Below are 25,737 nucleotides of genomic sequence, written 5' to 3'. Positions count from 1 at the left end.
ACGATGAGCGACCCCACGACTCCCGGCCCCGGCTCCCAGCCGGCGGCCGCCGCCACGGCGGGCGACGCCCAGGGCATGACCGTCGTCGCCCGGACCCAGGCCCAGATGGTCCGGCGCCGGTTCTTCCGGCACCGCGCCGCCATGGGCGGGCTGATCGCGCTGCTGCTGATCGTGCTGCTGGCGTTCAGCTCCATCGGCTTCGCGAGCATCCCCGGCTGGTGGGACAAGGACTACTTCTCCATCGCCACCGTCGAGAACGGCGGCCGGCCGACGCTCAGCGTCGTCCCGACCTGGCTCGGCGGCAGCGGCATGCACCTCGGCGAGCACCCGTTCGGCCAGGACAACGTCGGCAAGGACTACTTCGCGCTGACCATGCGCGGTGTGCAGCAGTCGCTGACCATCGCGTTCATCGTCGGCTTCGTCGGCACGGTCATCGGCACTCTCATCGGCGCCTCCGCCGGCTACTTCCGGGGCCGCACCGAGGCCATCCTGATGCGCTTCACCGACGTCATGATCACCATCCCGCTGCTGGTCGTCGCCGCCGTCCTCGGCCGCCGCTACGGCAGCTCCGGCATCGTGGTGCTGGGCCTGGTCATCGGGCTGGTCACGTGGACCGGACTGGCCCGGCTGGTCCGCGGCGAGTTCCTCTCGCTGCGCGAGAAGGAGTTCGTCGAGGCCGCCCGCGCGGCCGGCACGTCGGCCCGGCGCATCATCGTCAAGCACATGCTGCCGAACATCGTCGGCGTCATCATCGTCGCCGCCACTTTGGCCATCGCGGCGGCGATCCTGCTCGAGGCTGCGCTGTCGTTCCTGGGCTTCGGCGTGCAGGACCCGGACACGTCGCTGGGCAAGCTGATCAGCAACTATCAGACGGCGTTCTCGACCAGACCCTGGCTGTTCTGGTTCCCCGGCGTGTTCATCATCGCGATCGCCCTGTCGGTGAACTTCATCGGCGACGGGTTGCGCGACGCCTTCGACCCTCGACAGAACCGGGTGCGTGACTGATGACGACTCCAGGCATGCCGATCGGCGCACCGCTGCCCGACCCCGCCGCGGGCGGCATCGACCAGCCCGCCGTCACCGAGTCCGCGGCCGAGGTGCACGTCGCCACCAAGCTCGACGAGACCGCGGGCCCCGGCGAGAAGGAGGTCCTGCGCGTCGAGGACCTCACCGTCTCGTTCCCCACCGACGACGGCCTCGTCCGCGCCGTGCGGGGCGTCTCGTACGCCGTCCACGAGCGCGAGGTCCTGGGCATCGTCGGCGAGTCCGGTTCGGGCAAGTCGGTGTCGTCCATGGCGGTCATGGGGCTGTTGCCCAAGTCCGCGCGCATCGCCGGCAAGATCCTGTACCGCGGCGACGACCTGCTGAAGAAGTCGGCGAAGCAGCAGCGCGCGCTGCGGGGCAAGAAAATCGGGATGATCTTCCAGGACCCGATGACCGCGCTGAACCCCGTCTACTCCATCGGCGACCAGCTCGCCGAGGCGGTGCTGTCGCACGAGATCATGCCGCGCAAGAAGGCGCTGGCCCGGGCCGAGGAGATGCTGGCGCTGGTCGGCATCCCGCAGCCGAAGCGGCGCCTCGACAACTACCCGCACGAGTTCTCCGGCGGCATGCGCCAGCGCGCAATGATCGCCATGGCGGTCATCAACAACCCCGACGTCATCATCGCCGACGAGCCCACCACGGCCCTCGACGTCACCGTCCAGGCGCAGATCCTCGAGACGCTGGTCCAGGTGAAGGACGAGGTCAACGCCGCCATCGTGCTCATCACGCATGACCTCGGCGTGGTCGCGGGCATGGCGCACCGGGTGCTCGTCATGTACGCGGGCAAGCCGGTCGAGATCGCCGAGACCGACCGGATGTTCTACCACCCGCGCATGCCGTACACCGCCGGGCTGCTGGGGTCCATTCCGTCGCTCGAGGGCAGCGGCTCCGGCTCACGGCTGCGGCCCATCGTCGGCACCCCGCCGTCGCTGATCAACCTGCCGAAGGGCTGCCCGTTCTCGCCGCGCTGCCCGCTGGCCACGGACGTCTGCCATGAGTCGGAGCCGCCGCTGGCCTCCGTCGACGAGCTCGGCCACGTCGCGGCGTGTCACCATTGGGACAAGCTCGCCGAGGTCGACGACCCGACGGTGTTCTTCCGCACTGAGAGCGAGGCGGTCTGACATGGTGACCTCCACGGAGACCTCGCCCCAGGCGGCGTCCGAGGGCGCCACCGGGCAGCACCTGCTCGACGTCCAGGACCTCGTCATGCACTTCCCGGTCTACGGCGGCGGCCTGCTGCGCCGCGTCGTCGGCCACGTCCAGGCCGTCACGGGCGTCTCCCTGCACGTCGACGCGCGCGAGACCCTGGGCGTCGTCGGCGAGTCCGGCTGCGGCAAGTCCACCACCGGCCGGGCCATCCTGCAGCTGCACAAGCCGACGTCCGGGTCCGTGGTGTTCCAGGGCAAGGAGCTCACGAAGCTCGACGCCCGCGGCATGAACGAGGTCCGGCGCGACCTGCAGATCGTGTTCCAGGACCCCTACGCCTCGCTGAACCCGAAGATGCCGGTCAACGACATCATCGCCGAGCCGCTCAAGGTGCACGGCCGGTGGCGCGGCGGCGGCAAGAAGCGGGTCGCCGAGCTGCTCGAGCTGGTCGGCCTCAACCCCGAGCACGGCAACCGCTACCCGCACGAGTTCTCCGGCGGCCAGCGCCAGCGCATCGGCATCGCCCGGGCCCTGGCGCTGGAGCCGCGGCTGCTGGTGCTCGACGAGCCGGTGTCCGCGCTCGACGTGTCCGTCCAGGCCGGCGTCGTGAACCTGCTCGAGGACCTGCAGGACGAGCTGGGGCTGGCGTACATCTTCATCGCCCACGACCTCTCGGTCGTCCGCCACATCTCCGACCGCGTCGCCGTCATGTACCTCGGCAAGATCGTCGAGACCGGCACCCGCGACGAGGTCTACGAGCGGCCGGCGCACCCCTACACCCAGGCGCTGCTCTCGGCCGCCCCCGCCGCCGACCCCGTCGAGGAGCGCCGCCGCGAGCGCATCATCCTCGCCGGCGACGTCCCCAGCCCTCTCGACCCGCCGAGCGGCTGCCGGTTCCGGACCCGCTGCTGGAAGGCCCAGGACATCTGCGCCGCCAAGGAGCCGCCGCTCATCGACACCGGCGTCGGCCACCCGGTCGCCTGCCACTTCGCCGAGGTCAACACCCGCATCGTCTGAACTCACCGCGTCGTTTCGGAGTGAGATCGCTGTCCCTCTCGCGACAGCGACCTCACCTCGATCCGGCAGCGATGCCGCATCGATGCTTCGGGGCGGGTTTCCACAACGCGAATGACCCGCACGCGTCGTCCACAATCGACGGTTTCTCGGACGCACGGCGCCGCGCGGCGACGCACGATGAACGGCGTGCGCATCCCTGACGAGTTGTTGCTCCTGGCCGATACCCAGGACGGTCTCGTGACCCGGCGTCAGGCCGCTGCCTGCGGCATGTCGCCTGCCGCCATCCGGCACGCGCTCGGTGCCGGCGGGCACTGGCAGCGGCTCGCCGCTGGCATCTACGCGACGTTCACCGGCCGGTTGACTCCTCGGCACCGAGTGCGGGCCGCACTGTTGCGCGGCGGCGCTGCCGCGATGATCAGCGGTGGCCACGCCTGCCGCGCCTACGGACTGCGCTATGTGCCCGACGACGCACCACTGATCTGCCTGGTGCCGGCGGGCGCGCAGCCGGCCGCAATGGCCTTCGCCGAGTTCCGGCGCGCAGCGGCCCTGCCTGCGTCCCGGTGGATCGACGGCGTTCCCGTCGCGCCGCCGGCGCGTGCGGTCATCGACACCTGCCGAGGCCGGTTCCCGCTGCGTGCGGTCCGGGCCCTGCTCTGCGAGGCCGTGCAGTCCGGCCTGACCACGCGCGAGCTGCTGGCCGACGCCGTCGGTGATGCCAGGTGGCAGGGGTCGGCGCTGGTCCGGCTGGCACTGGGCGACGTGCGGGCGGGCTGCCGGTCGGCGCCGGAATGCGAGTTGCGCGACCTCGTGCGGACCTCGCTCGTGCTCGACGAGCCTCTGTGGAACCGTCCGTTGCCCGAGGAGGCCGACGCTCAGCTGACTCCCGATGCTCACTGGCGCGACGCGCGCGTCGTGGTCGAGGTCGACTCGTCGGAGTGGCACCGGCTCGGTGACGGGCCGGAGCGGACCGAGCGGCGACGCGCTCACTACGCCGCCCTGGGGTGGACCGTCGTGCCGGTCTCGCCCTGGCGGCTGCGTCACGAGCCACGGACGGTGCTCGCGGAGATCGAGGCCGCGGTCCAGTCGGGTCATCGCCGGCACGCGGGTCGACGGTGTGACGTCACTGCCGGATCGATGTGAGTTCACGGTGCCCGGGGCCGCAGCGATGCCACATCGTTCGTGACGAGCGGGTGAAGACTCCAGGGGCTCGGTGGCGCGATGCGGGGGAGCGGGGCGGCAGGCCGTAGGATTAGGCGTCATCTCCCCCTTCCAGGAACGAGTTCTCCGCATGTCCGTGCGCAGCCGCGACGACCTCCGCAACGTCGCCATCGTGGCCCATGTCGACCACGGCAAGACCACCCTCGTCGACGCGCTGTTGTGGCAGTCAGGGGTGTTCCGGGCCAACCAGGACGTCGCCGACCGGGTCATGGACTCCGGCGACCTGGAACGGGAGAAGGGCATCACCATCCTCGCCAAGAACACCGCGGTGCGGTGGGGCGACACCACCATCAACATCATCGACACGCCGGGGCACGCCGACTTCGGCGGCGAGGTCGAGCGCGGCCTGTCCATGGTCGACGGCGTGGTGCTGCTGGTCGACGCCAGCGAGGGGCCGCTGCCGCAGACGCGGTTCGTGCTGCGCAAGGCGCTGCAGGGCAGGCTGCCCATCGTCGTGGTGGTGAACAAGACCGACCGCCCCGACGCCCGCATCGCCGAGGTGGTCGACGAGACCTACGAGCTCTTCCTCGACCTGCTCGACGACTCCAGCGACCAGGGCGCGCTCGACTTCCCCATCGTCTACGCGTGCGCCCGCGACGGCAAGGCGTCGCTCGAGCGGCCGGCCGACGGCGCGGTGCCCGACTCCAACGACCTCGCGCCGCTGGTCAGCACCATTCTCGACGCCATCCCGGCGCCCACGTACACCGAGGGCGCGCCGCTGCAGGCGCACGTCACCAACCTCGACGCCTCGCCGTTCCTGGGCCGGCTCGCCCTGTGCCGGGTCCGCGAGGGCGAGATCGCCAAGGGGACCCAGGTCGCGTGGTGCCGCAAGGACGGCACCATCGAGCGGGTCAAGGTCACCGAACTGCTGATGACCGAGGCGCTCGAGCGGGTCCCGGCCGAGAAGGCGGGCCCGGGCGACATCATCGCCGTCGCCGGCATCCCCGAGATCACCATCGGCGAGACGCTGGCCGACGTCGACGACCCGCGGCCGCTGCCGCTCATCACCGTCGACGAGCCGGCGCTGTCGATGACCATCGGTGCCAACACCTCGCCGCTGTCGGGTCGCTCCGGCGGCACCAAGGTGACGGCGCGGCTGGTGAAGGACCGCCTCGAGTCCGAGCTGGTCGGCAACGTGTCGTTGCGGGTGCTCCCGACCGAGCGGCCCGACGCCTGGGAGGTGCAGGGCCGCGGCGAGCTGGCGCTGGCCATCCTCGTCGAGCAGATGCGCCGCGAGGGCTTCGAGCTGACCGTCGGCAAGCCGCAGGTCGTCACCCGCGACGTCGACGGCAAGGTGCACGAGCCGGTCGAGCGGCTGACCATCGACTGCCCCGAGGAGTACCTCGGCGCCATCACCCAGCTGCTGGCGGTGCGCAAGGGCCGCATGGAGCAGATGACCAACCACGGCACGGGCTGGATCCGCATGGAGTTCGTGGTGCCGGCCCGCGGCCTCATCGGGTTCCGCACCGACTTCCTCACCGAGACCCGCGGCACCGGCCTGGCCCACCAGGTCTTCGAGCGCTACGAGCCGTGGTTCGGCGACCTCCGCACCCGGCCCAGCGGCTCGCTGGTGGCCGACCGCTCCGGCGCGGCCACCTCGTACGCCATGATCAACCTGCAGGAGCGCGGCACGCTCTTCATCGAGCCGGCCACCGAGGTGTACGAGGGCATGATCGTCGGCGAGAACTCCCGCGCCGACGACATGGACGTCAACATCACCAAGGAGAAGAAGCTCACCAACGTCCGCTCCAACGCCGACGAGTTCGAGAAGCTCGTCCCGGCGCGGAAGCTGTCGCTCGAGCAGGCGCTGGAGTTCTGCCGCGACGACGAGTGCGTCGAGGTCACGCCCCAGGCGGTTCGGATCCGCAAGGTGGTGCTCGACGCCGCCACCCGGGGTCGTGCCGCGGCCCGGCGCAAGTACGCGAACTGACCCGCTGACCTCCTGTTCAGGAGGTCACAGTCCTGTTGCGAGTGGTGAGGCGGCGAAACTCAGGACTTGCCCTGAGAGGCGAACGGCACATAGAAAGTGACGGGCACATAAATCGGCCGAATGGCCGATGGTGGCAAAGGCGCCGACCAGGTCCGCAGCCATGCCACGCCTCGGGCAGATCCCAGGAGGAATCCCATGCCAGTCTCGCGCCGCACGTCGGTGGTGCTGGGAGCCGTCGCACTCGCCCTCACGCTGGGCGCCTGCGGCGGAGGTGACGACGGAGCCGCCGCCGACGGTGGCAACACCGTCACCGTCCGTGGCTGCAACCCGCAGAGCCCGTTCGTCCCGGCGAACACCAATGAGGTCTGTGGTGGCGACGTCCTGGACCAGATCTTCTCCTTCCTCGTGAGGTACAACCCCGAGGACGGGCAGCCCGAGAACGAGATCGCCGCCGACATCTCGACCGAGGACAGCGTGACCTGGACCATCACGCTGAAGGACGGCTGGACGTTCCACGACGGCACCCCGGTCACCTCGAGCAGCTTCGTCGACGCGTGGAACTGGGCCGCCTCCGGCGCGAACGCCACGCTGAACAGCTACTTCTTCGAGCCGATCGCCGGCTACGCCGAGGTCCAGGGCGAGGTCGACGACGAAGGCAACTACATCGACGGGTCGGCGGCGGCCGAGACGATGTCCGGCCTCGCGGTCGTCGACGACCTCACGTTCACCGTCACGCTGTCCCAGCCCGAGTCGCAGTTCCCGATGCGCCTGGGCTACACGGCGTTCGCCCCGCTGCCGCAGTCGTTCTTCGAGGACCCCGAGGCGTTCGGCCAGCACCCCATCGGCACCGGGCCGTTCCAGTTCGACTCCTGGGAGCCGAACATCGACATCCGGATCTCGGCCTACGAGGACTACGCGGGCGACGTCAAGCCGAGCATCGACGGCGCGACCTACCGCATCTACGAGAACGACGACGCCGCCTACAACGACCTGCAGGCCGACCAGCTCGACATCATGCCGCTGCTGCCGACGTCGGCCCTGGCTGGCGACACCTACAAGATCGACCTCGGCGAGCGGTTCGTCTCGCGGCCGACGGGCGTCCTCGAGACCATGACGTTCGCGCCCAGCGCCGTCGACAGCACCTACGACGAAGCCGGGATCCGGCAGGCCATCTCGATGGCGATCGACCGCCCGCTCATCGTCGACAAGATCTTCTCCGGCGCCCGCATCCCGGCCAACGGCTGGGTCTCGCCGGTGGTCCCGGGCTTCCAGGACGGCGCCTGCGGCACCTACTGCACCTACGACGCCGCGGCCGCGAAGACGCTCTTCGACGACTCCGGCGGCTACGACGGCACCATCACCATCTCGTACAACAGCGACTCCGACCACAAGGCCTGGGTCGACGCGGTCTGCACCTCCATCACCAACGCGCTCGACGTCCCGTGCCTCGGCCGGGGCGTGGTCGACCTCGCCACCTTCCGCGACCAGATCACGGCGCGCGAGATGGGCGGCGTCTTCCGCACCGGCTGGCAGATGGACTACCCGTCGCTCGAGAACTTCCTGGTGCCCGTTTTCGCCACGGGTGCGTCGGCGAACGACGGCGACTACAGCAACCCCGACTTCGACGCCGCGGTCAAGGCCGCCGCCGCGAACCCGGACGCCGAGGCGGCCGCCGCGGGCTACCGCGAGGCCGAGCAGATGCTGGCCGCGGACATGCCGGCCATCCCGCTGTGGAACCGGGTGAACATCGCCGGCTACTCGACCCACGTCGAGAACGTCCAGATCACGATCTTCCAGACGGTCGACCTGCTGACCGTGCGGACGACCACCGGCTGACGCTCGTGCGCGACGCCGTACAGTCTGACGCGGCGCGCGCACGGCGGTGCCGCTGATCGCTGAAGGAAGGTCATGGGTCGGTACGTCGTCCAGCGCCTCGGCCAGATGGTGCCGGTGGTCATCGGGACCACGTTCCTCATCTACGCGCTGGTGTGGGCGCTGCCCGGCGACCCGTTCGCGGCGAAGTGCGGCGACCGGCCCTGCCCGCAGAGCTACGTCGAGCGCATGTCGGCCGCCTACAACCTCGACGACCCGCTGCCCGTGCAGTACGTGAAGTACATGGGCAAGCTGCTCACCGGCGACTTCGGGCAGACGTTCTCGGGGGTGTCCGTCGCCGGCGAGCTGCTGCAGCGCTACCCGACGACGCTCAAACTGACGCTGCTCGCCATCGCCGTCGAGCTGGTCATCGGCGTCGCGGCCGGCGTGCTGGCCGGGATCCGCCGCGGCGGGTTCCTCGACAACCTGGTCCTGGTCAGCACGCTGGTGCTGGTGTCGGTTCCGGTGTTCGTCATCGGACTGCTGGCGCAGGTCACGTTCGGCGTGCGCCTCGGCTGGTTCCCGGTGACCTTCGACGGCACCTTCTTCTCGCTGATCCTCCCCGCCGTCGTGCTGGGCAGCCTGTCACTGGCGTTCGTGGCCCGGCTGACCCGGGCGAACCTGGTCGAGAACCTGCGCTCGGACTACGTGCGCACCGCGATCGCCAAGGGCCTGCCGCGCCAGCGCGTGGTCGGCGTGCACACCCTGCGGAACTCGCTGATCCCCGTCGTGACCTTCGTCGGCGCCGACTTCGGCGGGCTGCTCGGCGGCGCCGTCGTCATCGAAGGCATCTTCAACATCCCGGGCGTCGGCGACATGATCTTCCGCGGGATCAACGCCCACGAGGGCGGCACCGTGACGGCCGCCGTCACCGTCCTCGTCCTCGTGTTCCTCATCGTGAACCTGCTCGTCGACCTGTTGTACGCCGTGCTCGACCCGAGGATCCGCCATGCATGACGGACGGCGGAGCAGACGGCGGGTCCGGCGCCGGCGCGGAGGCGGCCACGCGGCGAGCACGCCCCGCTCGCTGGCCGGCGACGCCTGGCAGGACCTGCGGCGTAGCCCACTGTTCCTGATCTCGGCGGCGATCATCCTCGTGCTGATCGCCATGGCCGTGGCGCCCGGCCTGTTCACGAGCAGCGACCCGCGCGACTGCGACCTGGCGCTGTCCCGGCTGCCACCGAGCGGCAGTGCCTGGTTCGGCTACGACCTGCAGGGCTGCGACATGTACGCGCGGACCATCTACGGCGCCCGGGCGTCGATCCTGGTCGGCGTCCTGACCACCGTCGGCATCGCGATCGTCGGCAGCGTGGTCGGCATGCTGGCCGGCTACCACGGCGGCCGCGTCGACGCCCTGCTCTCGCGGGTCACGGACATGTTCTTCGCCGTCCCCATGCTGCTCGGCGCGATCATCGTGCTCGCGACGTTCCCGTCGGACGTGCACACGCCGGCCTGGCAGACCATCGGGAAGGTCGTGCTGGCGCTCGGCGTGCTCGGCTGGACGACGGTGGCCCGGCTCATGCGCTCGACCGTCATCCAGGTCAAGGAGGCCGACTTCGTCAACGCCGCGCGCGGACTCGGCGCGGGGCCGCGGCGGATCCTGCTGCGCCACATCGTCCCCAACGCCATGGCGCCGGTCATCGTCTACTCGACGATCATCCTCGGGGTGTTCGTGGTCCTCGAGGCGACGCTGTCGTTCCTGGGCATCGGGCTGCAGGCGCCGGTCATCTCCTGGGGCACGGCGATCAGCGAGGCCCGGACGTACGTGCGCCAGTCGCCGCACATGCTGCTGTTCCCGAGCGTGTTCCTGTCGGTGACGGTGCTCGCCTTCATCATGCTCGGCGACGCCGTCCGCGACGCCTTCGACCCCAAGCTGCGCTGAGCGGTGTGGCGCCGGACACGGGTGTGACCGGCGCCACGCCAATGCCGCAAACATCACGTTAACGGACTGCTCCGGCCGAAGATTCCGCAGCTCACACGCCTGCGGGGCGGCAGGATCACAGCAATCAGCCAGTATGGTCACAGTCCGGTTGCGTTGTGAGTCGTCCGTCCGGTCAGGCTTGCCCGCAGCCAGGCCCGGGTTTAGAAATGAGGACGCGGATCGGGATCGCGACCGTACCCGGCTGCGCGCAGATCCGCACCCTGCGGCGAGGCCGATCGGCCACGCCCATGATCACCACAGGGCGCAGGCCCGTTAGAGGAGGATTCCATGCGAGGCTCTGCCCGCAGAGGATTCGCGGTCGCAGCAGTTGGTCTGACGCTCGTGCTCGCCGCGTGCGGTGGCGACGACGACGGCGGCGACAGCGGTTCTGGTGACGAGGGCGGCTCGAGCGAGGGCCCCACCGGCACGGTGTCGATCAACAGCACGCAGCCGGAGAACCCGCTGATCCCGACCACCACCAACGAGGTCGGTGGCGGCAACATCGTCGACGCGATGTGGACCGGCCTGGTCTCGTACGACCCGGAGACCGCCGAGCCCGGCCTGGCCGTCGCCGAGTCGATCGAGCCGAACGAGGACTTCACCCAGTTCACCATCACCATCAAGGACGGCTGGACGTTCCACGACGGCACGCCGGTCACGGCGCAGAGCTTCGTCGACGCCTGGAACTTCGGTGCGGCCGGTGAGAACGCCCAGCTCAACCAGTACTTCTTCGGCCCCGACGGCGCCAACATCGCCGGGTTCGACGAGGTGGCCGGCCAGACCGACGACGCAGGCGCCTTCGTGCCCGGCTCGGCGACGGCCGACGCCATGAGCGGCCTCGAGGTCGTCGACGACACCACCTTCACGGTGACCCTGGGCTCGCCGAACTCGCTGTTCGAGACGATCATCGGCTACTCGGCGTTCTACCCGATGCCGGAGAGCTTCTTCACCGACCAGGCCGCGTTCGAGGCCCACCCGGTCGGCAACGGGCCGTTCGAGTTCGTCGAGGAGATCCCGAACCAGTCGATCAACCTGACGGCCTTCGCCGACTACGCCGGTGACGAGAAGCCGCAGGTCGAGAACATCGAGTACCGCATCTACGCCGACCTCGACGCCGCCTACGCCGACGTCGTGTCGAACCAGCTCGACATCCTCGACAAGATCCCGCCGGTGGGCCTGGCCGGTGACGTCTGGAAGACCGACCTCGAGGGCCGGTCGGCCTCGGCGCCGCTGACCACGCGGTTCACCAGCATGACGTTCCCGCTGACGAGCACCGACGTGTGGGCCGACGCGAACCTGCGCAAGGCCATCTCGAAGGCCATCGACCGCGAGGCCGTCATCGCCGCGGCCTACGGCCCGGGCAACTACGTGCCGGCCAACAGCTGGGTCCCGCCGGGCAACGACGGCTACGTCGAGGGCACCTGCGGCGAGTGGTGCGAGTTCGACGCCGCCGCGGCGAAGGAGCTCTACGACCAGACCGCCGGCATCCAGGGCACGCTGATGATCGCGAGCAACTCCGACGGTGGCCACCGCGAGTGGGTCGAGGCGGCCTGCACGTCGATCACCAACGCGCTGGGCGTTCCCTGCCAGGGCGACTTCGACCCCGACTTCGGGTCGTTCCGCGCCCGGGTCAACGCCAACGAGCTCACGTCGCCGTTCCGGACCGGCTGGGTGGCCGACTACCCGTCGATCCAGAACTTCCTGGCGCCGCTCTACACCTCGAACGGCTCGGCCAACGACGGCGGGTACTCCAACCCGCAGTTCGACGACCTGATCCGCCAGGCCGCCGGCCTGGAGGGCGACGAAGCCCTCGACCTGTACAACCAGGCCGAGACGCTGCTCGCCGAGGACATGGCGGTCATCCCGCTTTGGTACGACAACGGCCAGCGCGGCTGGTCCGAGAACGTCAACGAGCCGGGCTTCACCTGGAAGGGCTACGTCGACCCGCTGTCCATCTCGGTCAAGAACTGACCGGTCCACTGATGGTCTAGAGTCGCAGCGGTCGGTTGCGGGGCGTTCATCTCGTGGCACACGAGATGGACGCCCCGCACGCTGGCGCAAACCGTTGCGCACGGAAAGGTTGGTCATGGGCCGGTACGTCGCGCGCCGCCTGCTTCAGATGATCCCCGTGGTCATCGGCACGACGTTCATCATCTACGCCCTGGTCTGGGCCCTGCCGGGCGATCCGTTCGCCGGCCGGTGCGGGGCCAGGCCGTGTCCTCCCGCGTACGTCGCGGAGATGACGGAGAAGTACAACCTCGACGACCCGCTGCCCATCGCGTACATCCAGTACCTGGGCAATCTGCTCCGCGGGGACTTCGGCGAGACGTTCCAGGGGCTCTCCGTCGCCGAGGAGCTGGTCCGGGCCTACCCGACCACGGTCAAGCTGGCCCTGGTCGCCATCTTCTTCGAGATCCTCATCGGCATCGGCGCCGGCATCATGGCCGGCCTTCGCCGCGGCAGCTACCTCGACAACCTCGTGCTGGTGTCGACGCTGGTCGTGGTCTCGATCCCGGTGTTCGTCATCGGCTCGGTGCTGCAGCTGTTCCTGGGGATGCGCTGGGGGATCTTCCCGGCCACCGTGGGCGGCGATGCGAGCTTGTACAACCTGATATTGCCGGGCTTCGTGCTCGCGTCACTCTCACTGGCCTACGTCGCCCGGCTGACCCGGACGAGTCTGGCCGAGAACCGGCGCGCCGACTACGTCCGGACGGCGGTGGCCAAGGGCCTGCCGCAACGCCGCGTCATCGGCGTCCACACGATGCGCAACTCGCTGATCCCGGTGATCACGTTCATCGGTGCCGACTTCGGCGCGCTCCTCGGCGGCGCGATCGTCACCGAGGGCATCTTCAACATCCCCGGCGTGGGGAACCTCATCTTCCGTTCCATCACCACCAGGGACGGCGTCATGGTCACCGGCGCGGTGACCGTCCTCGTGCTCGTGTTCCTGCTGGTGAACCTGCTGGTCGATCTCATCTACGGCTGGCTCGACCCGAGGATCAGTCATGGCTGACCCCACACCTCCCACCGTCCTCGAGGCCGAGGCGCCCCGGGCGACGGAGACCGCCGTCCGCTCGCTGGGCCGCGACGCGTGGCACGACCTGGTCCGCAAGCCGACGTTCATCGTCTCGGGCGTGCTGTTCGTGTTCTTCGTGACCATCGCGATCGCGCCGGGCCTGTTCACGTCGCTGAGCCCGAACGACTGCGATCTCGCGCTGACCCGGCAGGGTCCCAGCAGCTCCGCCTGGTTCGGCTACGACAACAACGGCTGCGACGTCTACACGCACACCATCTACGGCGCCCGCGCGTCGATCATGGTGGGGGTGCTGACGGCCATCGGCGTGCTGCTCATCGGTGGCATCGCCGGCACCGTCGCCGGGTTCTACGGCAAGGCCACCGACACCGTCGTGTCCCGGGTCGGCGACATCTTCTTCGGCATCCCGCTGCTGCTCGGCGCCCTGATCGTGCTGGTCTCGTTCCCGGGCGACGCCGAGACGCCGGAGCTGGTCACGATCTCGAAGGTCGTGCTGGCGCTGGCCGTGCTGGGCTGGCCGCAGATCATGCGCATCACGCGGTCGTCGGTGCTGCAGGTGCGCTCGGCCGACTACGTCCAGGCGGCCCGCGCGCTCGGCGCCGGCGGCCGCCGGATGATCCTCAAGCACATCGTGCCGAACTCGATCGCGCCGGTCATCGTCGTCGCCACCATCGGCATCGGCGGCTACATCGCGGCCGAGGCCACGCTGTCGTTCCTGGGTGTCGGGCTGCAGCCGCCGGTGGTGTCGTGGGGCCTGGCCATCAGCCGTGCTCAGGACTACGTCCGCACGTCGCCGCATATGCTGTTGTTCCCGGCGTCAGCGCTGTCTCTGTGTGTGCTGGCCTTCATCATGCTTGGCGACGCCATTCGTGACGCGCTCGATCCGAAGCTCCGATGAGCGACTTCACAGGAGGAGGGCCAAGAGTGGCGACCACGCAAGCCGGCATCGCACCACGGCCGGACGAGGCCGGGGTGACCCCGCTGCTCGAGGTCGAGAACCTGCAGGTCGAGTTCCGCACCCGCGACGGTGTGGCCAAGGCCGTCAACGGGGTGTCCTACACGCTGCACGAGGGCGAGACCCTCGCGGTGCTGGGCGAGTCCGGCTCCGGCAAGAGCGTCACGGCGCAGGCCGTCATGGGCATCCTCGACAGCCCGCCCGGGTTCGTCACCGGTGGCGCGGTCCGCTTCCGCGGCCAGGACCTGCTCGCCCTGCCCGACGACGAGCGCCGGGCCTACCGCGGCCGCAGCATCGCGATGATCTTCCAGGACGCGCTGTCGGCGCTGAACCCGGTCTTCCCGGTCGGCTGGCAGATCGCCGAGATGTTCCGCGTCCACGAGGGCCTGTCGAAGAAGGACGCCCGCAACCGCGCCGTCGAGCTCATGGAGCAGGTGCACATTCCGGCCGCCCGCGAGCGCGCCGGCGACTACCCGCACCAGTTCTCGGGCGGCATGCGCCAGCGCATCATGATCGCCATGGCCATCGCGCTCGACCCCGACGTGCTCATCGCCGACGAGCCCACGACGGCGCTCGACGTCACCGTCCAGGCGCAGATCATGCAGCTCCTGAGCGACCTGCAGCGCGAGCGGAACATGGGCCTGATCCTCATCACCCACGACCTCGGCGTGGTCGCCGACGTCGCGGACAAGATCGAGGTCATGTACTCCGGGCGCATCATGGAGCAGGCGCCGGTGCACGACATCTACGCCGCGCCCGCCCACCCGTACACCAAGGGGCTGCTCGAGTCGATCCCGCGGGTCGACCTCAAGGGCCAGGAGCTGTCGGCCATCAAGGGGCTGCCGCCGAGCCTGACGAACATCCCGGCCGGCTGCGAGTTCCGCCCGCGCTGCCCCTACGCACGCGACATCTGCAAGGAGCAGCGCCCGGCCCTGGCCGAGGTCGTTCCCGGCCGGTTCAGCGCGTGCCACTTCGCACAGGAGGTGCTCGAGGGTGACATCGAACCCGCTCGGCAGTGAGGTCGTCCTCGAGGTCGACAACCTGGTCAAGCACTTCCCGCTGACCACCGGCATCGTCGTCAAGCGCCAGGTCGGCGCCGTGCAGGCCGTCGACGGCGTCTCGCTGCAGCTGCACAAGGGCGAGACGCTCGGCATCGTCGGCGAGTCCGGCAGCGGCAAGTCCACCCTGGCTAAGCTGCTCATGCGGCTCGAGGAGCCGAGCAGCGGCAAGGCGTACTTCCACGGACAGAACATCTACGACCTGCAGGGCCGGGCGCTGCGCGAACTGCGCCGGAACATCCAGATCGTGTTCCAGGACCCCTACTCGTCGCTGAACCCGCGCATGACCGTCGGCGACATCGTCGGCGAGCCGTTCGACATCCACCCCGAGGTGGCGCCGCGCGGCCAGCGCCGCAAGCGGGTCCAGGAGCTGCTCGACGTCGTCGGGCTCAACCCCGAGCACATCAACCGCTACCCGCACCAGTTCTCCGGCGGCCAGCGCCAGCGCATCGGCATCGCCCGCGGCCTGGCGCTGCGGCCCGAGATCATCATCTGCGACGAGCCGGTGTCCGCGCTCGACGTGTCGGTGCAGGCGCAGGTCATCAACCTGCTCGAGAAGCTGCAGGACGAGTTCGGGCTGTCGTACATCTTCATCGCGCACGACCTCTCCGTGGTCCGGCACATCGCCGACCGCGTCGCCGTCATGTACCTCGGCCGCATCGTCGAGACCGGCACCGACACGCAGATCTACGAGAAGCCGACGCACCCGTACACCCAGGCGCTGCTCTCGGCGGTGCCGGTGCCCGACCCGTCCGTGCGGGGGCAGCGCCAGCAGATCATCCTCAGCGGCGACGTCCCCAGCCCGGCCAACCCGCCCAGCGGCTGCCGGTTCCGGACCCGCTGCTGGAAGGCCACCGACAAGTGCGCCGAAGAGGACCCCGCGCTGACGGTGCGGCCGGGCAGCGACCACGAGTCGGCGTGCCACTACGCCGCCGTCCGCGAGGACGTCGTCGTCCAGCACTAGGGTGTGTCTCCCGAGTCGCAGTAGGCCATGGGTTCGGGAGACGCACCCTGGCTGCAACGCGACTGCAACGTCCGGTCGCCTACCCTCGTCTCACGACCGGGCGGGCCGCCCATAAACCCAGCCCGCCCATATGCCCGCCCGGTCGAACTCCTGAGCGCTGAGACGAGCCCGGCTGACTCCATGGATGCCCGCCCGGTCGAACTCCTCAGGTGATCGTGCAGGTCAGCCGGCGTGGCCGAGCTCGCCGTCCAGGCCCGTGAGCACGGCGGCCGCCTCGGCGCGGTGGGGTGATCCGGGGGCCAGCCGGTCCAGGCAGGCCCGCCAGATCTGGGTGTCCTCGCGGCCCGCGGGAGAGGTCGCGTAGGTGCGCAGCGCCTCGGTGTCGCCGGACTGCAGCAGCACGTTGCGCAGCCAGCCGTGCAGCCGGTAGCGCAGCGCGACGACCCCTGGCGCCGTCGACCGCGGCAGCAGCTCGCCCTTGTACAGCTCGACGGCGCTGCGGTGGTCGCCGCGGGTCAGCCGCTCGGCGACCTCCATGGCGTCGGTGCGCAGCTCGGTCTGCAGGCGGTACTGCCCGGCGGGGGAGACGAGGTCGGGCACCGCCTTGCGCAGCCGCGACATCTCGGCCCGGACGGTGACCTCGGCGGCGTCGTGCTCGTACAGCTGCCATGCCAGCTCGCCGGCGGGCAGGCCGTCGGGGTGCTCGGCGAGGAGCAGCAGCAGCTCGGTGTGGCGCAGGCTCAGCTCGTGGGTCCGGCCGCGGTGGGTCAGCTGTCCGCGCGGCCGGCCGAGGACCTCGAGACGGCTGCCGGGGGCCGCCATGCCCTCGGTGGCGCCGAGCAACCGCAGCTCGGCCTCGACCGCGGCGACGGCGGAGCGGACCAGGAACGCCGACTGCGGGGCCACCACGGACGCGCCGCCGGTGATGTCGAGGACACCGAGGACGTGCCCGGTGAGGGGGTCGCGGATGGGCGCGGCGGTGCAGCTCCACGGCTGCACGCTGCGGGTGTAGTGCTCGCTGCCGAAGACCTGGACGGTGTCGCCGACGGCCAGCGCGGTGCCGATGGCGTTGGTGCCCACGGCGTCCTCACCCCAGTCCGCCCCGGCGACGAGGTGGATCCGCTCGGCCCGGCGGCGCAGGTCCTCGTCGCCCTCGGCCCACAGCAGCCGGCCCTGGGCGTCGCCGACGATGACCAGCACGCCGGCCTCGGCGGCGTCGTCGATGAGCAGCCGCCGCACCACCGGCATGGCGTAGCGCAGCGGGTGCGTGGCGCGGGCCTCGGCCAGGGCGTCGTCGGTCAGGGTGATGGGCGAGCCGGGGCGGTCGGGGTCGACGTGCAGTGCCGCGGAGCGGCGCCACGACTCGAGGACCACCGGCCGGACCTCGGCGTCGCCGCGCGGGTCGGAGCGCAGGAAGTTCTCGTGGGCTCGCGCGGTGATGCGCCAGCGGCTGACCGGGTCGGCGCCGTGCGGGAGCGCGAGCGAGAGTCTGGGCACGTCACTCCTCCTGGGGAGGTGGTCCGCGGACACGCCTAGAGTAGGACGTCCCGGGACGAGCCGACGGGCGAACCCCGGTGATCGGCGGGCTGTCGGAGGGCCTGCATAGGGTGGAAGCATGCTTCCCGCCCGCCGCCTGCTGCTGGTCCACGCCCACCCCGACGACGAGTCCATCGGCACCGGCGCCACCATGGCCCGCTACGCCGCCGAGGGCGCGCTGGTCACGCTCGTCACCTGCACCCAGGGCGAGCTGGGCGAGATCATCCCGCCCGGGCTGGCGCACCTCGCGCCCGAGCACGACGACACCCTCGGGCCGCACCGCGCGGGCGAGCTGGCCGACGCCATGGCGCAGCTGAAGGTCACCGACCACCGCTACCTCGGTGGTCCGGGCCGCTACCGCGACTCCGGCATGGTGTGGGGTGCCGACGGCCGCCGGGCGGTCGCGCCCGACCAGATCGACCCGCGCTCCTTCTGGGCGGCCGACATGCTCGAGGCCGCGGACCAGCTGGTCGCCGTCATCCGAGAGGTCCGGCCCCAGGTGCTGGTCACCTACGACGAGCACGGCGGTTACGGGCACCCCGACCACATCCAGGCGCACCGGGTGGCCACCTACGCGCACGCCCTGGCCTCCGTCCGCTCCTACCGCGCCGACCTCGGGCCGGCCTGGCAGGTCGCCAAGGTCTACTGGACGGCGACGCCGCGGCAGCTCATGCAAGAGGCGCTGACGGTCGCCCACGAGCGCGGCGACAGCGGATTCGAACACGTCGCCACCGCCGACGACTTCGGCTACGTGGTCGACCAGGCCGACGTCGACGCCGTCGTCGACGGGACCGAGTACCTCGACGCCAAGATGGCGGCCATGCGGGCGCATGCCACCCAGATCGACGTGCAGTGGCCGTACTTCGCCCTGTCCGACCGCGTCGGTCAGCCGCTGTGGGCCCAGGAGCACTTCCGGCTGGCGTTCGGGCAGCGAGGCCCCGTCGACCCGGCTACGGGGTACGAGTCCGACCTGTTCGCCGGCGTCTCGCCGTGACGGTCGCCCCCGGTGCGGCGCCGTCCGTCACGCCGGCCGGACGGGCCGAGGGTCCGCCGTGGTGGTCGCGGGTGCTGTCCGCGCTCGCGGTGACGGGGCTCGGGGCCGTCGCCGTCGTGGTCGCGGTGTGCGGGGCGTTCGTGCACCGATGGCAGAACCCGGTCGGGCTGATCCTGGCCATCGGCGGCGCAGCCGGGGTGGCGATCCTGGCGCGGGCGTGCGCGCGCAGCCGGTTCGGGCTGGCGGTCATCGCGATGCTCTGGCTGGTGCCGGTCATCGTGCTCTCGCGCCCGCGGAACTCCGCGGTGGTCATCCAGGGCGACGAGTTCGGTCTGGTGTTCCTCTTCGGCGGAACGGTCTGCCTGGCCGTCATCTTGGGCATGGGCGTTGAGGCCAGATCGACTCGACGAGTGACGTAAGATGCGCGGGGCAAGACCTGACTACTGACGAATTGCGCATATTCAAACCGATAGGTGCTCGAGCGTGACCGACAACCCAGCTGGCCGAGGCGATGCCGCGGCCGGTTCCGCTGACCACGGCGAAGCCGCCGGTGGTCCGGCGGTGACGTCTGCGGCAGACCCTACCGGGTCGCCCGGAAACGCATCCGCCCGCCCCGAGGCTGAGACCAACGGCACATCGCCCGCCCCAGGCGGCGGTGGTGGCGCGGCGCCCGTGCGCCGCACGACCATCGCTGCCTCGGCGGCGACCCTCGCGGCCAAGCGTGCGGCCAGGGCCCGCGCGGCCGCCGCGAGCAGCGATGATGCCGGTGCCGATCGTGCGAGTGCCGCCGGCGCGGTGAAGGAGGCTACGGCGGCGAGTGCTTCCGGTGCCGCCACCGCGGCGACGCCTCCGGGCGACGCGCCCCGCGACCACGGTGCGAGCCGGAGCAACGGCGCTGACCCGCGCGCTGACCGCGAGTCGAGGTCCGGTGGTGCCGATTCCGCGGCCCGCTCCGGGCACGAGGCGCCGCGTGCCGACGCCGCCGAGCGGTCGCCGTGGGCGCCGCCGCTCGAGCGGTCGCAGCCGTCCGAGCAGCCGCGGCAGGGCAGCGACGAGCAGCCTCGTCCGCAGGCCCAGGAGTGGTCGCCGTTCTCGCGACCGCAGAAGGGCTCCGACTCCGGCCGCGACCAGCAGGCCGCGCAGCCGAGCCCGGAGCCGTCGCCGTGGGCGCCCCCGGCGTGGGCTCAGCGCCCCGACGGCTCCGAGAACGGCGGACGACGGCCGGGTCCGGTCGAGCTGCCGACCCGGCGGCGGTCCGTGATTCCGCCGGCCGGGGCGATGTCCGACGCGCAGCCGCCGGTCCTGCCGGAGACCGAGTCCGCCGGGCCGGTGCAGCCGTCGTCGGCGGCCACGCGCTTCGCCGCGGGCGCCTCGGCGATCGCCGGGGCACAGGCGGCCCGGGCGCGCGCCACCGAGCAGCCGTCGGCAGAGCAGCAGCCGCCGGTCGAGCGGCAGCCCGTCGAGCAGCAGCGCCCGGTCGAGCAGCCGCGGGTCGAGCAGCAGCCGCAGGCAGAGCAGCCGCGCGCCGAGGAAGCCCCCCATACCGAACCGGCCGCGCAGCAGACCGAACCGGCCGCGCAGCAGACCGAACCGGCCGCACAGCAGACCGAACCCGCCGCGCCGCCCGCGGGGCCGGTGCCGCCGCCGTCGCTGAAGACGCGGTTCGCGCGCCCGGCCGAGGAGCCGCCGGCCGAACCGGACCAGCAGGATACCCCGGACGACCGGACCGCCGAGGCGGCTCCCGCCGCGAGCAGCCGGCCCGCGCCAGGCAAGTCGAACGTCAAGGACCGGTCCCGGTCCGGCGAGCAGTCCCCGGCGCTCGACCCGCGGCTGTCGGGCCCGGTCCCGACGGCGGCCGAGGCGCTGGCGGCGATGCAGGCCGCGAGCGCCACCGGCGCGACCCAGGCCGCCCCGCCGCAGGTCGCGAGCGAGCGCCCGGCACCCGGCCGGTCCAACCAGCGCAAGCGGCCGTCCACCGAGGCGCCGCAGGTCGCGGCTCAGAGCGACGACCAGGGCGCCGAGCCGAAGCTCTCCGGCCCGATCCCGGTCCCGGCCGCTGCCGAGCGGCCCGAGGAGCCCGCGGCCCAGGCACCCGAACCGCGGGCTCAGGAGCAGGAGCCCGCCGAGCAGCCGGCACCGGAGCAGCCGGCCGCGGAGCAGCAAGCCCCTGAGCAGGAGACGCCCAGGACGCCGCGTGAGCCGGGCGTCCGGGCCGCGGGCATCTACACCGCCCCGCAGCGCTCCGGCGCCGACCAGCCCACCGACCTGCCGACCGAGGCACTGGCCGCGGGCGACGCTCCGACGATGCCCGCGATGCCGCTCCCGGCCTCGCTCGCGGCGGCGGAGCAGGCGGCGGGCGCGAAGGACGCCGGCTCCGGCTCGAACGGGCCCGGCCGGTCGTCCCGCCGTCAGCAGCAGCGATCGTTCGGCCAGGCGGCCACCGCGGCTGCCCTGCTCGACCAGCCCGGCGGCCGCGGCAACGGCGGCGGCGCCGACGGCGGCTGCTCCGGCGACGGAGACGGCGAGGGCGCGTCCGGCGGTCGCAGCAAGCTGCGCGTCGCGGCGCTGGTCACCGCCGGGGTCGTCGTCGTGCTGGGCATCGGCTACGGCGTCGCCTACGCGGTCGCCGGCAACTCGCTGGCGCGCAGTGCGACGGTCGCGGGCATCGACATCGGCGGCATGACGCCCGAGGAGGCCGAGACCGCGCTCAACGAGCAGCTGCCGGCGCTCGTCGACCAGCCGTTCCACCTGACCATCGGCGAGGGCGAGACCTCGTTCGAGCTGGTCCCGTCGGCGGCCGGCCTGACGATCGACGTGCCGGCGACCATCGACGCCGTCCCGGGCGGCAGCGCCAACCCCGTCTCGCTGTTCCGGGCGCTGCTCGGCGGCGGCGAGACCACGCCGGTCGCGGCGGTCGACCACGCGGCGCTCGAGGCGTCGCTCGCCGAGATCGCCGCGCAGGCCGATATCGAGCCGGTCAACGGCGCCGTGGCCTTCGACGGTGGCGAGGTCGTCACCAGCGACCCGCAGCCCGGCCGTGCGGTCAACGCCGACGCCACCATCGAGCGGCTCGAGGGTGTCTTCTTCGGCGCCGAGTCGCGGGTGCCGCTCGGTGACGTGCCGCTGGTCATCGACGAGGTGCAGCCGGCTGTCAGCGCCGAGGAGGTGCAGCGGGCCGTCGCCGAGTTCGCCGAGCCGGCCATGTCCGGACCGGTCACCGTCGTCGCCGACGACGAGAGCGTCGAGCTGCCGCCGGAGCTCATCGGCCAGGCGCTCACCATGGCGCCCGACGACGCGGGCACGCTGCAGCCGGCGCTCGACGGCGCGAAGCTGAGGGAAGTCGCCATCGACGTGCTGGCCGAGGTCGGGCAGGAGGGCCGCGACGCCACCGTCACCATCGAGGACGGCGAGCCCGTGGTCGTCCCGGCCGAGCGCGGCATGGGCATCGCCCCGGAGTCGCTGAGTGCGGCTCTGCTGCCGGTGCTGACGGCCGAGGGTGACGCGCGCGAGGCCACGGTCGAGCTGTCCGAGGTGGACCCCGCGCTCACCACCGCGGCGGCCGAGGAGCTCGGCGTCACCGAGGTGGTGGCCGAGTTCACCACCCGCTTCCCGCACGCCGAGTACCGCAACGTCAACATCGGTACCGCGGCGGAGCGCATCGACAACACGCTGCTGCTGCCGGGCGACGAGTTCAGCCTCAACGGCATCGTGGGCGAGCGGACCGAGGCCAACGGCTTCACCGAGGGCACCATCATCAACGGCGGCCGGCTCGAGGAGTCGCTGGGCGGTGGCGTCTCGCAGGTGGCCACCACGACGTTCCACGCGGCGTTCCTGGCCGGCCTCGAGGACGTCGAGCACCACCCGCACTCGATCTACTTCGACCGCTACCCGATCGGCCAGGAGGCCACGGTCGCCTGGGGCTCGAAGGACATGCGGTTCAAGAACGACACCCCGTACGGCGTGGTCGTCGACACCAGCTTCACGCGCAGCACGCCCGGCAACAGCGGCGTGCTCAACGTGAAGATCTGGAGCACGGAGTACTACCGGGTCGAGACCTCGGTCTCGGAACGGTCCAACTTCACGTCGCCGCAGACCATCTACGACACGTCGGACAACTGCTCCGCTCAGGGCGGCAGCCAGGGCTTCGACATCACCTCGTTCCGCCAGGTGTTCGACCTCGAGGGCACGCTGGTCAAGGACGAGTCGGACCCGTGGACCTACAACCCGAACCACCGCGTCATCTGCGGCCCCGACCCCGGCGAGGGCAACGGCAGCGGTGGCGGCGGTGACGAGGGCGGCGAGGACGGCGAGTGACCCGGCCGCGCGGCCCGCACCAGCGGAGCGGTCAGCGCAGCCGGCGGTAGTGGTACGCGTGGTGCTCGGCGAAGCCGGCCTTGCGATATGTCGCACGGGCCGGCTCGTTGGGCTCGGCGACCTGCAGGTACACGTCGGTCGCGCCGTGCCCGGCCGCCCACGCCGCCAGCCCGGCGACGATGTGGCCGCCCAGCCCGCGCCGACGGGCCGACGGCGCCACCTCGACCGCCGTCACGCCGAGCCAGCGCCGTCCGCCCGGCGAGTCGCTCACGGCGCCCCGCGCGATGGCGACCCGGACCCCGTCGTCGTCCACCGAGGCGAACCCGGCGGTCGCCGCGTTGACCAGGACGTCGACGGCGTGAGCGGGCAGGTCTCCGCCGCGGTAGTGGTAGCCGGCCAGCCAGTCGTCGTCGGGACGGTCGTCGACGCGCACCGCGGGCAGCCCGGCCCGCTCGGCGCCGAGCACCACGGACACCGGCGCGACCATGACGAACGTCCTGTCCTCGAACGCCGGCCAGCCGCGCCCGTCCAGCACCGGCCCGAGCGAGCGCCCCAGCGGCTCCGGCACCTGGAACGCCGGAACCAGCCCCCGCGCCCGGTACCAGTCCTCGACCCGGGCGACGGCGTCGCCGAGCGGCAGGCCGGGGTCGTCCAGCGGCATGACGGAGTTGGCCCGGCCGGTGAAGCCGCGCGAGGCGCGCAGCAGCCAGCCGCCGAGCCACTCGGTCTCGAGCGCCCGCCAGCCGTGCAGCGCGGCGCCCTCGAGGTCGCGGACCTCGCGCCGGGTCACCGTGAGCTCGGGGATCTCCTTGACGGCGACGACGTCGGTGGCGGCCACGGCGACGACCTCGCCGCCGCGCGTCGGCCGTATCCGCAGCACGTCGCCGGCCGACTCGAGCACGCCGAGCACGTCCGTGGCGCCGTACTGCCCGCCGTGCAGGCGGTAGCGCACGACGACACGCCGTCCGACCAGGTCGGACGGGTTCTGATGCGTACTGGGCTGTCTCATAGGCTGACCTTGGTGCACGATGGACTCAGGGCACCCGCGATACTAGGGCTGAGCACGAGTGAGTAGCCGAACCGGTACCGGAACGGCTTGCGATAGGAGGACACCGCCGTGACGTATGTCATCGCGCAGCCTTGCGTCGACCTCAAGGACCTCGCCTGTGTCGAGGAGTGTCCGGTCGACTGCATCTACGAGGGCGAGCGGATGCTCTACATCCACCCGGATGAGTGCGTCGACTGCGGTGCGTGCGAGCCGGTCTGCCCCGTCGAGGCCATCTTCTACGAGGATGACGTGCCCGGCGAGTGGAAGGACTACACGCAGGCCAACGCGGAGTTCTTCGACGACCTCGGCTCGCCCGGCGGCGCCGCCAAGCTCGGCGCCATCGACAAGGACCACGCCGTCATCTCGGCGCTGCCCCCGCAGGAGCACGAGGGGCATTGATCAGGCCGCAGGGAGTGCCACCGCAGCCGCGGCTGCCCGACTTCCCGTGGGACTCCCTGGTCCCGTACGGCGAGCGGGCGGCGGCTCACCCCGACGGCATCGTCGACCTCTCGGTCGGCACGCCGGTCGACCCCACGCCCGAGGTCGTCCGCGCCGCTCTGAGCGCGGCTGCGGACGCCCCGGGCTACCCGACCACGCTGGGCACGGCCGCGCTGCGTGAGGCGGCCGTGGGCTGGCTCGCCCGCCGCGCGGGCGCACCGGGTCTCGACCCCGGCGCGGTCATCCCGACCATCGGGTCGAAGGAGCTGGTGGCCTGGCTGCCGACGCTGCTCGGCCTGGGCCCCGGCGACGCCGTCGTCTTCCCCGAGCTGGCCTACCCGACGTACGACATCGGCGCCCGCCTGGCCGGGGCGGACCCCGTCGCCAGCGACTCCGTCACCGCGCTCGGCCCGCGTCGCGTCGGCCTGATCTGGGTGAACTCGCCGGCCAACCCGCACGGCCGTGTACTGCCGGCCGCGCACCTGGCCAAGGTGGTCGACTGGGCGCGCGAGCGCGGCGCCGTCGTCGCCTCCGACGAGTGCTACCTCGAGCTGGGCTGGGAGGAGCGGCCGGTCTCGGTCCTCGACCCCGCCGTCAACGGCGGGTCGCTCGACGGCCTGCTCGCCGTGCACTCGCTGTCGAAGCGCTCCAACCTGGCCGGCTACCGCGCCGGGTTCGTCGCCGGCGACCCCGCCCTGGTCGAGCGGGTGCTCGAGGTGCGCAAGCACGCCGGCCTCATGGTCCCCACGCCGGTCCAGGCCGCCATGGCGGCCGCCCTCGACGACGACGCCCACGTCGAGCAGCAGCGCGAGCGCTACGCCCGCCGCCGCGACGTCTTGCGCGACGCGCTGGTGGGCGCCGGGTTCCGCATCGACCACTCGACGGCCGGGCTGTACCTGTGGGCGACCCGCGACGAGCCGTGCTGGGACACCGTCGGCCGGCTGGCCGACCGCGGCATCCTGGCCGCGCCGGGCGCCTTCTACGGCGTCGCCGGCGGCTCGCACGTGCGTATCGCCCTGACGGCGACCGACGAGCGCATCGACGCCGCGGCCAAGCGCCTCACCGCCTGACCTTCTCCCACTCCCCAGCCGCGCTCCTCTAGATGGGGGCCTCGACCCGATCGGTGGGTCCCGGTCGCGGACATCGCCAGGCGTCGTGGTGCCTCGCCGGGGATCGGCCGGCGGCGCGGCGCGCTCCTGTTGTGTCGCGCGGGCAATCGGTGTGGGATCGCTGCGCCGACGATGTGAG

At 71.6% G+C, this 25,737-nt stretch carries 20 protein-coding genes; 18 read left to right on the top strand and 2 right to left on the bottom strand.

The annotated features are described in order from the left end of the window. Positions 1-3: 3 nt before the first annotated feature. The 13 genes from HD601_RS02585 (at position 4) to HD601_RS02525 (ending at position 16,159) form a co-directional block, all read left to right on the top strand. A complete protein-coding gene (locus tag HD601_RS02585) occupies positions 4-1,005 on the top strand; it encodes an ABC transporter permease (RefSeq protein ID WP_184819050.1) in 1,002 nt (333 codons plus the stop codon). Further along, positions 1,005-2,165 (top strand): ABC transporter ATP-binding protein, encoded by a 1,161-nt coding sequence (locus tag HD601_RS02580; protein WP_246400277.1) that lies wholly within the window; start codon positions 1,005-1,007, stop codon positions 2,163-2,165. Before HD601_RS02585 ends, HD601_RS02580 begins: the two co-directional genes overlap by 1 nt. 1 nt (position 2,166) lies before the next feature. Continuing rightward, on the top strand, positions 2,167-3,207 hold the full coding sequence (locus HD601_RS02575; RefSeq protein ID WP_184819048.1) for an ABC transporter ATP-binding protein: 1,041 nt from the start codon (positions 2,167-2,169) through the stop codon (positions 3,205-3,207). A gap of 111 nt (positions 3,208-3,318) precedes the next feature. Beyond that, positions 3,319-4,347 (top strand): type IV toxin-antitoxin system AbiEi family antitoxin domain-containing protein, encoded by a 1,029-nt coding sequence (locus tag HD601_RS02570; protein WP_184819046.1) that lies wholly within the window; start codon positions 3,319-3,321, stop codon positions 4,345-4,347. A 148-nt stretch (positions 4,348-4,495) separates the two neighbouring features. Beyond that, complete coding sequence (typA, locus tag HD601_RS02565; RefSeq protein ID WP_184819044.1) at positions 4,496-6,355, top strand: translational GTPase TypA; 1,860 nt, start codon at positions 4,496-4,498, stop codon at positions 6,353-6,355. Positions 6,356-6,550: 195 nt separating this feature from the next. After that, positions 6,551-8,191: a peptide ABC transporter substrate-binding protein gene (locus HD601_RS02560; RefSeq protein ID WP_184819042.1), complete on the top strand. Its 1,641-nt coding sequence runs from the start codon at positions 6,551-6,553 to the stop codon at positions 8,189-8,191. Positions 8,192-8,263: 72 nt separating this feature from the next. After that, on the top strand, positions 8,264-9,184 hold the full coding sequence (locus HD601_RS02555; RefSeq protein WP_184819040.1) for an ABC transporter permease: 921 nt from the start codon (positions 8,264-8,266) through the stop codon (positions 9,182-9,184). Then, the gene (locus HD601_RS02550; RefSeq protein ID WP_221440482.1) at positions 9,177-10,109 is read left to right on the top strand and encodes an ABC transporter permease; all 933 of its coding nucleotides are present in this window, start codon (positions 9,177-9,179) and stop codon (positions 10,107-10,109) included. Before HD601_RS02555 ends, HD601_RS02550 begins: the two co-directional genes overlap by 8 nt. A gap of 327 nt (positions 10,110-10,436) precedes the next feature. Next, positions 10,437-12,119, top strand: coding sequence for a peptide ABC transporter substrate-binding protein (locus HD601_RS02545; RefSeq protein ID WP_184819038.1), 1,683 nt, complete (start codon positions 10,437-10,439; stop codon positions 12,117-12,119). 115 nt (positions 12,120-12,234) lie between these two features. Then, the gene (locus HD601_RS02540; RefSeq protein ID WP_184819036.1) at positions 12,235-13,161 is read left to right on the top strand and encodes an ABC transporter permease; all 927 of its coding nucleotides are present in this window, start codon (positions 12,235-12,237) and stop codon (positions 13,159-13,161) included. After that, on the top strand, positions 13,154-14,080 hold the full coding sequence (locus HD601_RS02535) for an ABC transporter permease (protein WP_184819034.1): 927 nt from the start codon (positions 13,154-13,156) through the stop codon (positions 14,078-14,080). Before HD601_RS02540 ends, HD601_RS02535 begins: the two co-directional genes overlap by 8 nt. Positions 14,081-14,106: 26 nt before the next feature. Continuing rightward, entirely contained in the window at positions 14,107-15,156 is a 1,050-nt protein-coding gene (locus HD601_RS02530; protein WP_221440481.1) for an oligopeptide/dipeptide ABC transporter ATP-binding protein, read from the top strand. Beyond that, positions 15,131-16,159: a dipeptide ABC transporter ATP-binding protein gene (locus tag HD601_RS02525; protein WP_184819030.1), complete on the top strand. Its 1,029-nt coding sequence runs from the start codon at positions 15,131-15,133 to the stop codon at positions 16,157-16,159. Before HD601_RS02530 ends, HD601_RS02525 begins: the two co-directional genes overlap by 26 nt. 222 nt (positions 16,160-16,381) lie before the next feature. Here HD601_RS02525 and HD601_RS02520 read toward each other — a convergent pair whose 3' ends face one another. After that, complete coding sequence (locus HD601_RS02520) at positions 16,382-17,656, bottom strand: sigma-54-dependent transcriptional regulator family protein (RefSeq protein WP_184819028.1); 1,275 nt, start codon at positions 17,654-17,656, stop codon at positions 16,382-16,384. A gap of 118 nt (positions 17,657-17,774) precedes the next feature. On the opposite strand from HD601_RS02520, the gene mshB reads away from it, so the two are divergent. From mshB to HD601_RS35340, 3 genes are all read left to right on the top strand, one after another. Next, positions 17,775-18,689, top strand: a complete 915-nt coding sequence (gene mshB / locus HD601_RS02515; RefSeq protein WP_184819026.1) for an N-acetyl-1-D-myo-inositol-2-amino-2-deoxy-alpha-D-glucopyranoside deacetylase — start codon at positions 17,775-17,777, stop codon at positions 18,687-18,689. Next, entirely contained in the window at positions 18,686-19,108 is a 423-nt protein-coding gene (locus HD601_RS02510; RefSeq protein ID WP_184819024.1) for a DUF6113 family protein, read from the top strand. Before mshB ends, HD601_RS02510 begins: the two co-directional genes overlap by 4 nt. A gap of 253 nt (positions 19,109-19,361) precedes the next feature. Further along, positions 19,362-23,003 (top strand): VanW family protein, encoded by a 3,642-nt coding sequence (locus tag HD601_RS35340; RefSeq protein ID WP_184819022.1) that lies wholly within the window; start codon positions 19,362-19,364, stop codon positions 23,001-23,003. A 31-nt stretch (positions 23,004-23,034) separates the two neighbouring features. Here HD601_RS35340 and HD601_RS02500 read toward each other — a convergent pair whose 3' ends face one another. After that, entirely contained in the window at positions 23,035-24,012 is a 978-nt protein-coding gene (locus HD601_RS02500) for a GNAT family N-acetyltransferase (protein ID WP_184819020.1), read from the bottom strand. Positions 24,013-24,120: 108 nt separating this feature from the next. On the opposite strand from HD601_RS02500, the gene fdxA reads away from it, so the two are divergent. Together fdxA and dapC are read left to right on the top strand one after the other, a co-directional pair. Further along, positions 24,121-24,450, top strand: a complete 330-nt coding sequence (fdxA, locus tag HD601_RS32935) for a ferredoxin (protein ID WP_343076380.1) — start codon at positions 24,121-24,123, stop codon at positions 24,448-24,450. Positions 24,451-24,464: 14 nt separating this feature from the next. After that, positions 24,465-25,559, top strand: coding sequence for a succinyldiaminopimelate transaminase (gene dapC, locus HD601_RS02495; RefSeq protein ID WP_343076379.1), 1,095 nt, complete (start codon positions 24,465-24,467; stop codon positions 25,557-25,559). Positions 25,560-25,737: the final 178 nt, after the last annotated feature.

The sequence above is a fragment of the Jiangella mangrovi genome, assembly GCF_014204975.1.
Classification (GTDB): Bacteria; Actinomycetota; Actinomycetes; order Jiangellales; family Jiangellaceae; genus Jiangella; species Jiangella mangrovi.
This window is presented reverse-complemented; position numbering and strand designations above follow the sequence as displayed.